The sequence below is a fragment of the Pseudomonas sp. s4 genome (assembly GCF_046764235.1).
Taxonomy (GTDB): domain Bacteria; phylum Pseudomonadota; class Gammaproteobacteria; order Pseudomonadales; family Pseudomonadaceae; genus Aquipseudomonas; species Aquipseudomonas asiatica.
Map to the genome: position 1 here is coordinate 4,876,436 of NZ_CP177209.1, position 14,814 is coordinate 4,891,249.

At 61.8% G+C, this 14,814-nt stretch carries 15 protein-coding genes and 2 tRNA genes; 6 read left to right on the top strand and 11 right to left on the bottom strand.

Features of this window, described 5'->3' with window-relative positions:
* Window positions 1-108: 108 nt before the first annotated feature.
* From ruvB to ACK56M_RS22695, 8 genes are all read right to left on the bottom strand, one after another.
* The gene (gene ruvB, locus ACK56M_RS22660; RefSeq protein ID WP_004375289.1) at window positions 109-1,155 is read right to left on the bottom strand and encodes a Holliday junction branch migration DNA helicase RuvB; all 1,047 of its coding nucleotides are present in this window, start codon (window positions 1,153-1,155) and stop codon (window positions 109-111) included.
* Window positions 1,152-1,769, bottom strand: coding sequence for a Holliday junction branch migration protein RuvA (ruvA, locus tag ACK56M_RS22665; protein ID WP_015271473.1), 618 nt, complete (start codon window positions 1,767-1,769; stop codon window positions 1,152-1,154). Before ruvA ends, ruvB begins: the two co-directional genes overlap by 4 nt.
* Window positions 1,770-1,878: 109 nt before the next feature.
* Window positions 1,879-2,403, bottom strand: a complete 525-nt coding sequence (ruvC, locus tag ACK56M_RS22670) for a crossover junction endodeoxyribonuclease RuvC (RefSeq protein WP_004375291.1) — start codon at window positions 2,401-2,403, stop codon at window positions 1,879-1,881.
* Between the two features lie 185 nt (window positions 2,404-2,588).
* Window positions 2,589-3,335 (bottom strand): YebC/PmpR family DNA-binding transcriptional regulator, encoded by a 747-nt coding sequence (locus ACK56M_RS22675; RefSeq protein WP_013973810.1) that lies wholly within the window; start codon window positions 3,333-3,335, stop codon window positions 2,589-2,591.
* A 114-nt stretch (window positions 3,336-3,449) separates the two neighbouring features.
* On the bottom strand, window positions 3,450-5,225 hold the full coding sequence (gene aspS / locus ACK56M_RS22680) for an aspartate--tRNA ligase (RefSeq protein ID WP_015271474.1): 1,776 nt from the start codon (window positions 5,223-5,225) through the stop codon (window positions 3,450-3,452).
* A 95-nt stretch (window positions 5,226-5,320) separates the two neighbouring features.
* Complete coding sequence (locus ACK56M_RS22685; protein ID WP_003254776.1) at window positions 5,321-5,542, bottom strand: FmdB family zinc ribbon protein; 222 nt, start codon at window positions 5,540-5,542, stop codon at window positions 5,321-5,323.
* A 92-nt stretch (window positions 5,543-5,634) separates the two neighbouring features.
* A complete protein-coding gene (locus ACK56M_RS22690) occupies window positions 5,635-5,964 on the bottom strand; it encodes a ribbon-helix-helix domain-containing protein (protein WP_015271475.1) in 330 nt (109 codons plus the stop codon).
* A 238-nt stretch (window positions 5,965-6,202) separates the two neighbouring features.
* Window positions 6,203-6,676, bottom strand: a complete 474-nt coding sequence (locus tag ACK56M_RS22695; RefSeq protein ID WP_013973814.1) for a Dps family protein — start codon at window positions 6,674-6,676, stop codon at window positions 6,203-6,205.
* A gap of 280 nt (window positions 6,677-6,956) precedes the next feature.
* Between ACK56M_RS22695 and ACK56M_RS22700 the strand changes: the two genes are divergently transcribed.
* A complete protein-coding gene (locus ACK56M_RS22700; RefSeq protein ID WP_015271476.1) occupies window positions 6,957-7,550 on the top strand; it encodes a cold-shock protein in 594 nt (197 codons plus the stop codon).
* A gap of 94 nt (window positions 7,551-7,644) precedes the next feature.
* Here the strand turns inward: ACK56M_RS22700 and ACK56M_RS22705 are convergent, their stop codons facing one another.
* Window positions 7,645-7,851, bottom strand: a complete 207-nt coding sequence (locus ACK56M_RS22705) for a SlyX family protein (protein WP_015271477.1) — start codon at window positions 7,849-7,851, stop codon at window positions 7,645-7,647.
* 1 nt (window position 7,852) lies between these two features.
* Window positions 7,853-8,272 (bottom strand): HIT family protein, encoded by a 420-nt coding sequence (locus ACK56M_RS22710; RefSeq protein ID WP_054571827.1) that lies wholly within the window; start codon window positions 8,270-8,272, stop codon window positions 7,853-7,855.
* 690 nt (window positions 8,273-8,962) lie between these two features.
* On the opposite strand from ACK56M_RS22710, the gene ACK56M_RS22715 reads away from it, so the two are divergent.
* The 3 genes from ACK56M_RS22715 (at window position 8,963) to ACK56M_RS22725 (ending at window position 13,081) form a co-directional block, all read left to right on the top strand.
* Window positions 8,963-10,231 carry an OprD family porin gene (locus tag ACK56M_RS22715; RefSeq protein WP_013973818.1) on the top strand — a complete coding sequence of 423 codons (1,269 nt, stop codon included), beginning with the start codon at window positions 8,963-8,965 and terminating at the stop codon, window positions 10,229-10,231.
* A gap of 160 nt (window positions 10,232-10,391) precedes the next feature.
* Window positions 10,392-12,107: a proline--tRNA ligase gene (locus ACK56M_RS22720; RefSeq protein ID WP_015271479.1), complete on the top strand. Its 1,716-nt coding sequence runs from the start codon at window positions 10,392-10,394 to the stop codon at window positions 12,105-12,107.
* 20 nt (window positions 12,108-12,127) lie between these two features.
* Window positions 12,128-13,081, top strand: coding sequence for a lipoprotein (locus tag ACK56M_RS22725; protein ID WP_015271480.1), 954 nt, complete (start codon window positions 12,128-12,130; stop codon window positions 13,079-13,081).
* Window positions 13,082-13,241: 160 nt separating this feature from the next.
* Here the strand turns inward: ACK56M_RS22725 and dinB are convergent, their stop codons facing one another.
* Entirely contained in the window at window positions 13,242-14,300 is a 1,059-nt protein-coding gene (gene dinB / locus ACK56M_RS22730; protein WP_161551482.1) for a DNA polymerase IV, read from the bottom strand.
* 219 nt (window positions 14,301-14,519) lie between these two features.
* Here dinB and ACK56M_RS22735 point away from each other — a divergent pair.
* Both ACK56M_RS22735 and ACK56M_RS22740 read left to right on the top strand, forming a co-directional pair.
* Window positions 14,520-14,596, top strand: a tRNA-Met gene (locus tag ACK56M_RS22735).
* A 133-nt stretch (window positions 14,597-14,729) separates the two neighbouring features.
* Window positions 14,730-14,806: transfer RNA gene (locus ACK56M_RS22740), tRNA-Met, on the top strand.
* Window positions 14,807-14,814: the final 8 nt, after the last annotated feature.

The following is a 14,814-nucleotide window of genomic DNA, read 5'->3' on the forward strand; positions in this document are numbered from 1 at the left end:
TCAGCTTGCCAATCCGCTATGGCAACTGTTTTTTCTTCATTAATGTCTTATTGCCAGCGCACCCTCGGCATGCCAGCGGTAGGACCACGAAAAGCCGTTTTCGATCTGTCACTCATCGCCCGTTTCGGAAAAATCACCACCCTCCCCCAGGCGCCCGGGCACGTTCAGGCCAAAGTGCAGGTAGGCATGCCGGGTGACCACGCGGCCGCGCGGCGTGCGCATGATGTAGCCTTGCTGGATGAGGTACGGCTCGAGCACGTCCTCGATGGTGTGGCGCTCTTCACTGATGGCTGCCGCCAGGTTGTCCACGCCGACCGGGCCACCGTCGAACTTCTCGATCATGGTCAGCAGCAGGCGGCGGTCGGAGTGGTCAAAGCCGCGCTCGTCCACGTCCAGCAGGTTGAGCGCCATGTCGGCCACGGCCTTGGTGATCTGGCCCTTGCCGCGCACTTCGGCGTAGTCGCGCACGCGGCGCAGCAGGCGGTTGGCAATACGTGGCGTGCCGCGGGCCCGGCGGGCGATCTCGTAGGCACCCTGGTCTTCGATGGCCAGGCCGAGGATGCCGGCCGAACGGCTGACGATGGTGGCCAGGTCCTTGTCGCTGTAGAACTCCAGGCGCTGGACGATACCGAAGCGGTCCCGCAGCGGGTTGGTGAGCATGCCGGCACGGGTGGTGGCACCGACCAGGGTAAACGGCGGCAGGTCCAGCTTGATCGAGCGGGCCGCAGGCCCTTCGCCGATCATGATGTCGAGCTGGAAATCCTCCATCGCCGGGTACAGCACCTCTTCGACGACCGGTGACAACCGGTGGATCTCGTCGATGAACAGCACGTCGTGCGGTTCGAGGTTGGTCAGCATGGCCGCGAGGTCGCCCGGGCGCTCGAGGATAGGCCCCGAAGTGCTCTTGACCGACACGCCCATTTCCTGGGCGATGATGTTGGCCAGGGTGGTCTTGCCCAGGCCGGGCGGGCCGAAGATCAGCGTGTGGTCGAGCGACTCGCTGCGGCCACGGGCGGCCTGGATGAACAGCGCCATCTGCTCGCGCACCACCGGCTGGCCGATGTACTCGTCCAGCCGCAGCGGGCGAATCGCACGGTCCTGGACTTCTTCACGGTCGCGGCCACTGGCGGCGATCAGGCGGTCGGCTTCGATCACTTGGTAATCATCCCTTTCAGGCTGCGACGAATCAGTTCCTCACTGCTCAGGCCGGCCTTGTCCTTGATCGCGGCGATTGCCTTGCTGGCTTCCTGCGGCTTGTAGCCCAGCGAAACCAGGGCGCTGACGGCATCGGCTTCGGCTGTGGATGCGCTGGCGACCGGCAGCGGCCCGTCGGAGACCAGGGTAAACATGGCCGGGGAGGTTTCCCAAGCCTTGAAGCGGTCCTTGAGCTCGACCAGCAGGCGTTCGGCGGTCTTCTTGCCGACACCGGGCACGCGCACCAGGGCCGAAGTATCCTGGGCCTGCACGCAGCGCACCAGCTCGTCCACTTCCAGCCCGGACATGAGCGCCAGGGCCAGCTTCGGCCCTACGCCGTTCAGGCGGATGAGCTCGCGGAACAGCTCGCGCTCACGCTTTTCGGCAAAACCGTAGAGCAGGTGAGCATCCTCGCGCACCACCAGGTGGGTGTGCACGGTTACGGGTTCGCCCACCTTGGGCAGACGGTACAGCGTGGTCATGGGAACTTCCAGTTCGTAACCTACGCCGTTGACGTCGATAATCAGGTGCGGCGGCTGTTTTTCCGCCAGGGTGCCGCGCAAACGTCCAATCACGTTCCGATCCTTCCTCTCGGGGAGCCGGTCAAAGACCGCTCAACCCTATCAGCAAATGCAGCGGGTGAACGCATCACCCGAACAAAATGTGTATCAGCGCATGAAGCGCCTACAGACGCAAGCGCCCGCCGCGCCGCCGTGCCGTGGCCAGGCCATGCGGCACCAGGCTGGAACGGGTGTGGGCGTGGCACAGGGCGATAGCCAGGGCGTCGGAAGCGTCGATCTGCGGCTTCTGCGTCAGTTTCAGCAGGTGCATGACCATCATCATCACCTGCTCCTTGTTCGCCCCACCGGTACCGGCTACCGCCTGCTTGACCTGGGTGGCGCTGTACTCGGCGATTTCCAGGCCGGCTTCGGCGGCTGCGACGATGGCCGCGCCACGGGCCTGGCCGAGTTTGAGCGCCGAGTCGGCGTTACGGGCCATGAACACCCGCTCGATGCCCATGGTTACCGGGCCGTGCTGGGCGATGATTTCACCCACGCCACGAAAAACGATCTGCAACCGTTCGTGCAGCTCGCCGCTGCCGGTGCGAATGCAGCCCGACGCCACGTACTCGCAACCACGGGCGGTCTGGCGTACCACGCCATAGCCGGTGATGCGCGAGCCGGGGTCGATACCAAGAATCAGAGTCATAGTGCCTGTCGAAAAATTGATGCATCTCTGCAAACTGTACCGGCCCTTTCGCGGGTAAACCCGCTCCCACAGGTACTGCACCGACTCTGAATGTGGTGCAGTACCTGTGGGAGCGGGTTTACCCGCGAAAGGGCCGGTACAGGCGCTGACAAACTTGAAGAACTGGCATGGATAGCCAGGACACCTTAGCCGAGGTTTTCCATGATCTCGTCGGAAATCTGGGCATTGGAGTAGACGTTCTGCACGTCATCCAGGTCTTCGAGCATGTCGATCAGCTTGAGTACTTTCTCGGCACCGTCCTGGTCGAGTTCGGCGCTGGTGGTCGGCTGCATGACGATTTCCGCGTCAGCGGCCTTGAAGCCAGCCTCTTCCAGGGCATTGCGCACGGCGTAGAAGCTGTTGAACGAGGTGAACACGTCGAACGAGCCGTCGTCGTTGGCCACCACGTCATCGGCATCGGCTTCCATCGCCGCTTCCATCAACGCGTCTTCTTCCACGCCCGGGGCAAAGCTGATCTGCCCCTTGCGCTCGAACAGGTAGGCCACCGAACCGTCGGTACCCAGGTTGCCACCACACTTGGTGAAGGCGTGACGCACCGCAGCGGCGGTACGGTTGCGATTGTCGGTCATGGCCTCGACCATGATCGCCACGCCACCCGGACCGTAACCTTCGTAGCTGAGCTCTTCGACGTTATCGCTTTCGTTGGTGCCGGCACCACGGGCCACGGCACGATCGATGATGTCGCGGCTCATGTTGGCGCCCAAGGCCTTGTCCAGCGCCAGGCGCAGGCGCGGGTTGGATGCCGGGTCAGCACCGCCCTGCTTGGCGGCGACCGTCAGCTCACGGATCCACTTGGTGAAGATCTTGCCTCTTTTGGCATCCTGGCGCTCTTTGCGGTGCTTGATGTTCGCCCACTTGGAATGACCAGCCATAACGACTCCGAATCCTTTGAATCACAAACAGCCCCGCCCCTGTACGGGGCGGGACGGGAAATTGCCTGCGCCGAAACGCAAAGGCGCATCCATGTGGATGCGCCCGGGGACTGCTTACTCGACCTTGGTCTGTTCGCGCAGTCGGATGTGCAGCTCGCGCAGGGCCTTGGCGTCGACCATGCCAGGAGCCTGGGTCATGACGCACGCGGCGCTCTGGGTTTTCGGGAAGGCGATCACTTCACGGATCGACTGGGCGCCGGTCATCAGCATGACCAGACGGTCCAGGCCGAAGGCCAGACCACCGTGAGGCGGTGCACCGAACTTCAGGGCGTCGAGCAGGAAGCCGAACTTCTCTTCCTGTTCTGCCGCTTCGATGCCCAGCAGGCGGAACACGGCCTGCTGCATCTCTTTACGGTGGATACGGATCGAACCGCCACCCAGCTCGGTACCGTTCAGAACCATGTCGTAGGCACGGGACAGGGCCGCGGCCGGGTTGGCCTCGAGCTCTTCCGGGGTGCACTTCGGCGCGGTGAACGGGTGGTGCAGCGCGGTGAAGCTGCCGTCCTCGTTCTCTTCGAACATCGGGAAGTCGACCACCCACATCGGTGCCCACTCGCAGGTCAGCAACTCGAAGTCATGGCCCAGGCGGATACGCAGCGCGCCCAAGGCTTCGCTGACCACCTTGAACTTGTCGGCACCGAAGAACACGATGTCACCGTCAACGGCGCCAACGCGGTCGAGGATGGTGTTGAGGTTGGCCTCGGGGATGTTCTTGACGATCGGCGACTGCAGGCCTTCGACGCCCTTGGCACGCTCGTTGACCTTGATGTAGGCCAGGCCCTTGGCACCGTAGATACCGACGAACTTGGTGTACTCGTCGATCTTGCTGCGCGGCATGCTGGCGCCGCCAGGCAGGCGCAGGGCGGTAACGCGGCACTTCGGATCGTTGGCCGGGCCGGCGAACACCTTGAAGTCGACATCCTTGAGCTGGTCGGCAACGTCGACCAGTTCCAGCGGGATACGCAGGTCCGGTTTGTCAGAGCCGTAGCGGCGCATGGCTTCTTCGAAGGTCATGTGCGGGAATTCGCCGAATTCCAGGTCCAGCACTTCCTTGAACAGCTTGCGGATCATGCTTTCGGTCAGGCCCATGATCTCGCTTTCATCGAGGAAGCTGGTCTCGATGTCGATCTGGGTGAATTCCGGCTGGCGGTCGGCACGCAGGTCTTCGTCACGGAAGCACTTGGCGATCTGGTAGTAGCGATCGAAGCCAGCGACCATCAGCAACTGCTTGAACAGCTGCGGCGACTGCGGCAGGGCAAAGAAGCTGCCGGCATGAGTACGGCTAGGCACCAGGTAGTCACGCGCGCCTTCCGGGGTGGCACGGGTCAGGATCGGCGTCTCGACGTCAAGGAAGCCGTTTTCGTCGAGGAAGCGACGGATGCTGCTGGTGATACGCGAACGCAGGCGCAGCTTGTCGGCCATTTCCGGGCGACGCAGGTCGATGAAACGGTAGCGCAGGCGGGTTTCTTCGCCGACGTCGGAGTATTCGTTCAGCGGGAACGGTGGGGTTTCCGCTTCGTTGAGCACGTTCAGCTGGTAGCCGAGGATCTCGATGGCACCGGAAGCCATGTTGGCATTCACCGCACCTTCAGGGCGCTTGCGGACCTTGCCGGTGATCTGCACGACGTATTCGCTGCGCACGCGGTCGGCAGCGGCGAAGGTTTCGGCGCGATCCGGGTCGAACACGACCTGGGCCATGCCTTCGCGGTCACGGATGTCGAGGAAGATCACCCCGCCGTGGTCGCGGCGACGATGGACCCAGCCGCAAAGGGTGACTTCCTGGCCGTCCAGGCTCTCGTTCAGTTGGCCGCAATAATGGCTGCGCATCATGATGGTGGTTTCGCTTCTCGTGATTCGTGTATTCGGTGGAGGCCTTGGCCGCCCGGAGAGGGCTAATACTGCAAGACCCGGTCACAGCATTCAACTCAGTCGGCCTTGTCGCCGCCTGCCAGATTCTTTTTCGCCCCGGTCTTGAAGTCGGTTTCGTACCAACCGTTACCGCTCAGGCGGAAGCCTGGCACCGACAGCAGCTTCTTCAGCGCCGGCGCCTGGCAGGCCGGGCAATCGGTCAGCGGCGCGGCGCTGATCTTCTGCAGCACTTCCATGCGGTGCTCGCAGGATGCACATTGATAGTCATAAAGGGGCATGGGTGTCTCTCGTCAACCACAACGCTGGCTGCCGGGGCAGCAAAAAGCGGGATTATATATGGTTAACAAGCACTGCGCAGCCCGCCAGGCGATCAGCGCACACTTGGCGGGTCCAGCAGCCAGGCGACGCAGATCACCCGGATCAGCCCGCTGAAGTTGCGCACCCCGCCTTGTCGCAGGTGCACCTCACGGTCCACATAGGACAGGACCGCACTGACCGAGCAGCGGTTGGCCGCGGCGATGCGCTCCAGGATACCCCAGTAGACGGCCTCCAGCCGCAGGCAGGTGGAAAAACCGTTGAGCCGCACCGAGCGTGACACGGGCTGGGTCTGCAACATGTCGAAATCCGCCTTGAACGGGTCGATGCACTGTTTACCCGGCCAACGCCCCTGGCCAGCCACACGCTTGCTTGCTTGCGTCATGCGCCACACTTCCTCGTCACAGGTACCAGGTGGCCTATGAAGCGCTGTTGGGCGAGCTTAAAGCAGCGGCAAAATCTTCCTGCACAAAATTGCGCAGGACCTGCAGGAGCGGCCTTGTGTCGCGATGGGCTGCGAAGCAGCCCCGGAAATTTGTGCAATGCGCTCAAACCGTGGGGCTGCTTCGCAGCCCATCGCGACACAAGGCCGCTCCTACAAGGGCCGGTACAGCGCTGGGTATCTACTTGCCGTCGAGCAGTACCCGCAGCATCCAGGCGGTCTTCTCGTGCACCTGCATGCGCTGGGTCAGCAGGTCGGCGGTCGGCTCGTCACTGACCTTGTCCACCACCGGGAAGATGCTGCGCGCGGTACGCACCACGGCTTCCTGGCCCTGCACCAGCTGGCGGATCATCTCGTCGGCATGCGGCACCCCTTCCTCCTCCTTGATCGAGGAGTGCCGCGCATAAAATGCATAGGACCCCGGTGCCGGGAAGCCCAGGGCGCGGATGCGCTCGGCAATCGAGTCGACCGCCAGCGCCAGTTCGTTGTACTGCTCTTCGAACATCAGGTGCAGGGTGCGGAACGACGGACCGGTGACGTTCCAGTGGAAGTTATGGGTTTTCAGATACAACACATAGGTATCCGACAACAGGCGGGACAGCCCATCGACGATGGACTTGCGATCTTCTTCACTGATACCGATATCAATTGCCATGAAGTTCCCCTTTCCATAAGGCGTGAGACCCAAGCGGGTGCCGACCACTGTAGCAACACTTGGTTTGCACCGCATGTGACATGGCGCAACACATCGCCCCTCGGGGACAGCGGTTTGAGTAGCCTGCGGCTTTACTGTTAAATAGGCATGGTGCCACCCGTGCGGATTGCCATTTGCCGGGTGCATAGGCTGGCCTGCCGCGTGTTCGCGCTCTACACCTCATGCGCACCGTGCTACCAGCTCTTCCTGTGATCGGCCTTATCAACTGTGAGCCAACCCCATGTTCAAAATCGTCCATCTGGTGACGGGCGTGGCAGCCTTGCTGCTATCGCTCATGCCCAGCCTGAAAACCGATGCGTTACCCTTCCTGCAACAACCCGACGCGGTCTACCTCGCCCTGCTCGGCCTGCTCAACCTCGTACTGGCCCCCGTCGTGCCACTGTACTACCGCGGCGCGCGGCAGCAACTGCAGCATCTGGCCTGCGCCCTGCTGGTGGTGGCTGTGGTGCTGCAGACCCTGACACTGCTGGCCCGCCCGGAAATGGGCAACCTGGCCGCACTGGTCTGCGCAGCGCTGGCCGTGGCCGTGCACCTGGCCGTGGGCTTTGCCCGCAGCCCCCGCAAGGCACGCACCAGCCAGCACGCGGCGCAGGATGCCGGCAATCGTGATACCGGCACCGTGAAATGGTTCAACACGTCCAAAGGCTTCGGCTTCATCTCCCGCGACTCGGGCGATGATATCTTCGTGCACTTTCGCGCCATTCGTGGCGAAGGCCACCGCATCCTGGTGGAAGGCCAGCGCGTGGAGTTTTCCGTGATGCACCGCGACAAGGGCCTGCAGGCCGAGGATGTGGTCGCGGTAACCCGCCGCTGATCCTGTTTGCAGAAACCATCCCTTGTGGGAGCGAGCATGCCGCGCCCACAAGGTTTGTGTGCATCCAGCGGAATATGTGTAGCAGGTTCAGGTATCAATAATGAGGCGGCGGCGCCTCGTCCCCTTCGCTGCCATACTGGCCAACCATCTCTTCGTAGCGTTTGATCAGCTCGGCCATCTGCAACTGCAGCCGCTCGATCACCCGGCCCTGCTCGACCACCACGTCATTCAATGCCTGGATGGTGTCATCCTGAAACGCCAGGCGGGTTTCCAGTTCGACCACTCGTGATTCAAGCGGCATATCAGGCCTCCTGGTAACCGGCGAGATGCAGCCCGCGCAGGCGCTGGCGGATGGCTTGCACCTGGTCGTCGGTGTAGGCCGCCACCGGGCACTTGCCCCACACCGGTGCCGGCCAGGCGGCGTCGTCGCGCTGGCGCACGATCACGTGCATGTGCAACTGGCTGACCACATTACCCAAGGTAGCCACGTTCATCTTGTCGGCGCTGTAGCTGGCTTTCAGCGCTTCGGCCAGGCCGATGGTTTCCTGCCACAACTGCTGCTGCTCTGCAGCATCGAGCTCGAACACTTCGCTGATGCCAGCGCGCTTGGGCACCAGGATGAACCATGGATAGTTGGCATCCTTGCTCAGCAGCAACTGGCACAGCGCAAACTCCCCCAGCACCAGCGAATCCTGCTGCAAACGCGAATCGAGGACGAACACGGCAAATCTCCTTCAGGCAGAACCAACCCGCTTCACGCGGAAAACAGGCCTGCAAGGATACCCTGCACGTTCCCGGTAACACAGCGCTACTTTTCGCACCAAAATGAGGCTACCGATACCCCTCGCACCACACTTGTCACCCCGCGGGTGACGCGGCATGAACAAGTTGCGGTAACACATTGACTTTCATGACAGCTTTTCAAATTTTAACGATTCTTGACTGCGCTACCGCATCAGGCGGCTCCCGCCCCGTGTTTACGGCACTTTCCGACCCCCGGTAGCAGGTTTTGTGAAAATTTCATGAAGCGTTGTGAATTTTGAGCACGCTTGTTGCATTCCTTTCACGCCAAGTCGGCACGACATCTGCATCGGCGGGTGAACGCGACAAATAACAACAGCGACAGTGGTTACCAGGGAGTTTCCCAACCGGAATCGGTAGTTACAGGTTCTTTACGGTGAAAGAAGCAGCGCTGGTGTTGACGACCCTTAAACCGGGGCGTGATTTGCGACATGGAACTACCTAAAAGCGACATGGAGAAAAAGTTCCGAAAAGGATGCTTATACCCATATCGCCAAGAACAGTCAGCGTGCTATACATTTTCGCCGACATAACAAGAAAGAGCTGCCCCATATAACTAGAACACTTGGACGCAGCGGTACTCTTCCTAAAAACCAAAGGAGCAAATCACGATGCGCGTGATGAAGTGGAGCATGATCGCCCTGGCCGTTGCGGCAGGGACCTCGCAGTTGGCATTGGCCTCTTCCCAGGACGAGTCCAAAGGTTTCATCGAAGACAGCAAGCTGAACGTCAAGACCCGCATGCTGTACTTCAGCCGTGACTTCCGTAACAACCCAGCCGGCACCCAGAGCCGTCGTGAAGAAACCGGCCTGGGCTTCCTCGGCACCTTCGAGTCCGGCTTCACCCAGGGCACCGTGGGTGTGGGTGTCGATGCCATCGGCATGCTCGGCCTGAAACTGGACAGCGGCAAGGGCCGCGCCGGTACCGGCCTGTTCCCTACCGGCTCTGACGGCCGTTCGCAAGATGACTACTCCAAGGCCGGCGGCGCGGTTAAATTCCGCATCTCCGACACCGTGCTGAAAGTGGGTGACCAGTTCACCGCTCTGCCGGTCTTCGCCACCGACGACAGCCGCCTGCTGCCTGAAATCGCCCAGGGCACCCTGATCACCAGCAACGAGATCGAGGGCCTGACCCTGCACGCTGGTCATTTCACCAGCCTGACCGCCCAGGAGCAGACCAACCGCGACAGCTTCGGCCTGAAGGAAGCCAACGTGGTAGGTGGTACCTACGCCTTCACCGACAACCTCAGCACCAGCCTGTACTACTCGAAGGTTGAAGACTACTGGCGCAAATACTACGCCAACGTCAACTGGGCTCTGCCGATCTCGGACAAACAAGGCCTGGTGTTCGACTTCAACATCTATGACACCAAGAGCGAAGGCTCGGCCGAGTACCGCGCATTCGATGGCGACAAGCTGGACAACCGCGCGTTCAGCCTGTCGGGCGCCTACAACATTGGCGCTCACACCTTCACACTGGCCTACCAGAAAGTCACCGGCGACGGCGACTACGGCTATGGCATCGACGGTGGCGGCACCATCTTCCTGGCCAACTCCGTGGCCCGTTCCGACTTCAACGCCGAAGACGAGAAGTCCTGGCAGGCTCGCTACGACCTGAACTTCGCCGAATACGGCATCCCGGGCCTGACCTTCATGACCCGTTATGTACGCGGTACCGACGCCAACGTCGCCGGCACCAGCAACGGCAAGGAATGGGAACGCGACGTCGACATCAAGTACGTGCTGCAGAGCGGCCCGGCAAAAGACCTGAGCTTCCGCGTGCGTCAAGCCACCTATCGCTCTTCCGATGGCGTCTACTACGATTCCCCATCGATCGACGAACTGCGCCTGATCGTAGAGTACCCGCTGAGCATCCTGTAAGCCTGGCTTGCAGTGCCCCGCACTTGAAAAAGCCCGGCGATCACGCCGGGCTTTTTCTTGGCTGACAAGCGTCACGCCCTGGGGCATCCTGTACGCCTTCGTTTCGCCCCCGTACAATGCGGGGTCATTTCAATGTCTTAGGCAATCGACACGGCTCACCATGCGCACCAGTCAATATTTGCTCGCCACCCAGAAAGAAACCCCTGCCGACGCAGTGGTCATCAGCCATCAGCTCATGCTGCGTGCCGGCATGATTCGCAAACTGGCCTCTGGCCTGTACACCTGGCTGCCGATGGGCTTGCGGGTTATGCGCAAGGTCGAGGCCGTGGTGCGTGAGGAAATGAACGCCGCCGGCGCCCTGGAAGTGCTGATGCCCAGCATCCAGCCCGCCGAACTGTGGCAGGAATCCGGCCGCTGGGAACAGTATGGCCCCGAGCTGCTGCGCCTGAAGGACCGGCACCAGCGCGACTTCTGCGTCGGCCCGACCCACGAGGAAGTGATCACCGACCTGGCCCGCAACGAGCTGTCCAGCTATAAACAGCTGCCGCTCAACATGTACCAGATCCAGACCAAGTTCCGTGACGAGATCCGCCCGCGCTTCGGCCTGATGCGCGGTCGCGAGTTCATCATGAAGGACGCCTACTCGTTCCATGCCGACCAGGCTTCCCTGCAGGAAACCTACGACCGCATGCACCAGGCGTATAGCAACGTGTTCACCCGCCTGGGCCTGGACTTCCGCCCGGTGCAGGCCGACACCGGCTCCATCGGTGGCAGCTATTCGCACGAGTTCCACGTACTGGCCGAGTCCGGCGAAGACGACGTGATCTTCAGCGACAGCTCCGACTACGCCGCCAACATCGAGAAGGCAGAGGCCATCCCGCGTGAAACCGTGCGCCCAGCCCCTACCGAGGAGCTGCGCCTGGTCGACACGCCAAACGCCAAGACCATCGCCCAGCTGGTGGAAAACTTCGGCCTGCCGATCGAGAAGACCGTCAAGACCCTGATCGTGCGCGGTGCCGAAGAAGGCAAGCTGGTAGCACTGATCGTGCGTGGCGACCATGAGCTCAACGAAATCAAGGCGGCCAAGCTGGAACAGGTTGCCGACCCGCTGGTCATGGCCACCGACGCCGAACTGCGCGAGGCCATTGGTGCCGGCGCCGGCTCGCTCGGCCCGCTGAACCTGCCGCTGGAAATCGTCATTGACCGCTCGGTTGCCCTGATGAGCGACTTCGGCATTGGCGCCAACATCGACGACAAGCACTACTTCGGCGTGAACTGGGAGCGTGACCTGCCGGTTCCACAGGTCGCCGACCTGCGTAACGTGGTCGAAGGCGACCCGAGCCCGGACGGCCAGGGTACCCTGGTGATCAAGCGCGGCATCGAAGTGGGCCACATCTTCCAGCTCGGCACCAAGTACAGCGAGGCGCTGAAGTGCCAGGTACTGGGCGAGAACGGCAAGCCGGTAACCCTGTCCATGGGCTGCTACGGCATCGGTGTGTCCCGCGTGGTCGCAGCTGCCATCGAGCAGAGCTACGACGAAAAGGGCATCATCTGGAACGACGCCCTGGCCCCGTTCCAGATCGCCCTGGTACCGCTGCGCTACGAAACCGAGGTGGTTCGCGAGGCGACCGACAAGCTGTACGCCGAGCTGACTGCTGCCGGTTACGAAGTGCTGCTGGACGACCGTGACAAGAAGACCAGCCCAGGCATCAAGTTTGCCGACATGGAGCTGATCGGCATCCCGCACCGCATCGTCGTCAGCGATCGCGGCCTGGCCGAAGGCAACCTGGAGTACAAGCACCGCACCGAGCAGGACGCCCAGGCGTTGCCGCTCAATGAAGTGCTGACCTTCCTGCAGGCCCGCGTTCGCCGCTGATAACCAATGCACGAGTGATCATGTTCAAGCGAAGTACCTTTCCCCTGGGGGGCGCCGCACTGTGCGGCGCTCTGCTCGTCAGCGGCTGCGCCAACCAGATGTCCCAGCGCAGCGACCATGAGGAGCGCGTCGAGCGCAAACTGCTCGAGCACACCCTGCAGATCGATGTCGGCGAGCCGAAGGTGATGGAGCTTCCGCAACGACGTGTGCGCGTGCATGAGCAGAAGCGCTTCGAAGTCACCGAATTCGAAGTCACCCGCAGCTATGACCGCTACACGCCTTACCAACCCTGGCGGGAGATCTACGAGATCCCGCTGGGTGCGGTGGCCGTGGTGGCAGGCGTGGGTGCCAACGTGGTCAATGTCTTCGCCCTGGGCAACCTCCCGGAAAGCATCACCCACGACTGGCTCAGCTACGGCGTGGACGGGCTCAACCCGTTCATGAACGTGCCGTCCAACGGCCGTGCCCAGCAGAACCTGGCCGGAATCAGCGAAGTGCAGAAAGGCAAGCGCGAGGAATCTACCAGCGTGCCCTGGAGCGAACGCCTGGTCGAGGTCAAAGCCGGCAAGATGACCCACGAGCTGACCACCGACAGGAACGGCGTGCTGCGCCTGAACCTGCTCGACAGCCCGTTCTCCGAGCAGAACCTCAACCACATCGGTACCCTGCACCTGCAGGTGCTGGATGAGGACAACGCGGTACGTGGCGATGCCAGCCTGCTGGTCAGCGCCACCCTGCGCAACAAACTGCTCGAAGCCCATGAACTGATCTTCGATGACCTCGAAGATGACGATGTCGGCCAATGGGTTCACCGGGTCAAGCGCTTGTCCGAACTCGGCCTGGAAGAAGAAGCCAGTGAAATGGAACAGAGCCTGATCGAACTGACCCGCAACGATCCGGAGTTGCAGCAGGAGTTTCTGCAGTCGCTGACCAAGGCCACTGGCCGGTTGGTGGCCGACCCGGGCGCGAAGTAACCCGCATCACGCAATACCTTGTAGGAGCGGCCTTGTGTCGCGATGGGCTGCGAAGCAGCCCCATGATTTCAGCCTTGATGCATGAATTGCCGGGGCTGCTTCGCAGCCCATCGCGACACAAGGCCGCTCCTACAGGGACCGCGTTAAATTGGCGGGCCATTTACTGAGGCGGGAACAGCTCCAGCTGCTCATGCGCCCCGCGCAAGTCGCGCAACCTCACGCCTACCCCAAGCAAGCGCACCGGCTTGCCACCACGGGCAAACGCCTGACCCAGCAACTGGCGATAACTCTCCAGGTCCCTGCCCGCCCCCGCCTGCTCCATGGTGGTCTGGCTGAAGTCATGGAACTTGACCTTGACGAAGGGTTTTTCCGGCCGGTAACTGCTGTCCATGCGGGCGATACGCTCGTTCAGGCTCTCCAGAAGTTCGGGCAGCCGTGCCAGGCAACTGGCCAGGTCCGGCAGGTCGGTGTCGTAGGTGTTTTCCACGCTGACCGACTGCCGGCGACTGTCATTGTGCACGGCACGCTCATCGACACCCCGTGCCAGCCCCCACAAACGCTCGCCAAAGCTGCCGAACTCGCGCACCAGCGCCAGACGCGACCATTCGCGCAGCTCCAGGCAGGTTTCGATACCCAACCGCGCCAGCTTGTCTGCCGTTACCTTGCCCACCCCGTGCAACCTGGCCACCGGCAGGGCGGCGACGAATGCCTCCACTTCGCCCGGGGTAATCACGAACAGGCCATTGGGCTTGCGCCAGTCACTGGCGATCTTGGCCAGGAACTTGTTTGGCGCCACACCGGCCGAGACAGTGATATGCAGGGTGCGGGCGACACGGCGGCGGATATCCTCGGCAATGCGCGTGGCGCTGCCCGAGTACCACTGGCTGTCACTTACATCCAGGTAGGCCTCGTCCAGCGACAGCGGCTCGATCAGTTCGGTGTAGTCACGGAAGATCGTGTGGATTTCCCGCGAGGCTTCACGGTAGGCCTCGAAGCGCGGCTTGACGATCAGCAGGTCCGGGCACAGCTTCAGCGCGTGCCGCGACGACATGGCCGAACGCACGCCGTAGGCACGCGCTTCATAGTTGCAGGTGGCGATCACCCCACGGCGGTCGGCCGAGCCCCCCACCGCCATGGGCCGCCCGGCCAGGCGCGGGTCGTCACGCATTTCGATCGCGGCATAGAAGCAATCGCAGTCGACGTGGATGATCTTGCGCAAGGACATGGATGACCGTCAGCACTGTAAATTCATACAGATAGTATCGCATGCGCCCTCGGGTATGCAGCCTGTGCGCGACATTGCTCGATAATCGGCCTGAAAGCCCCGTCGCGCCTGAGCTGCGGGCCATATACAGACGCTAAGAGTTTGAACAGGAAAGGTTTTTTCAGAAAAAAGCTTGACACCCACGGGTAAATCCGTAGAATTCGATCTCACAGGCGCGGGATGGAGCAGCCTGGTAGCTCGTCGGGCTCATAACCCGAAGGTCGTCGGTTCAAATCCGGCTCCCGCAACCAGATTCGAGAAAAGGCCACTGTTCACGCAGTGGCCTTTTTCTTTGCGTCAAATAATGCGCTGATAGAAATTTCAAAAAAATCAACGACTAGCGCTTGACACCCATTCTGAAAACTGTAGAATGCGCCCCACTGACGCGGGATGGAGCAGCCTGGTAGCTCGTCGGGCTCATAACCCGAAGGTCGTCGGTTCAAATCCGGCTCCCGCAACCATATTCGTC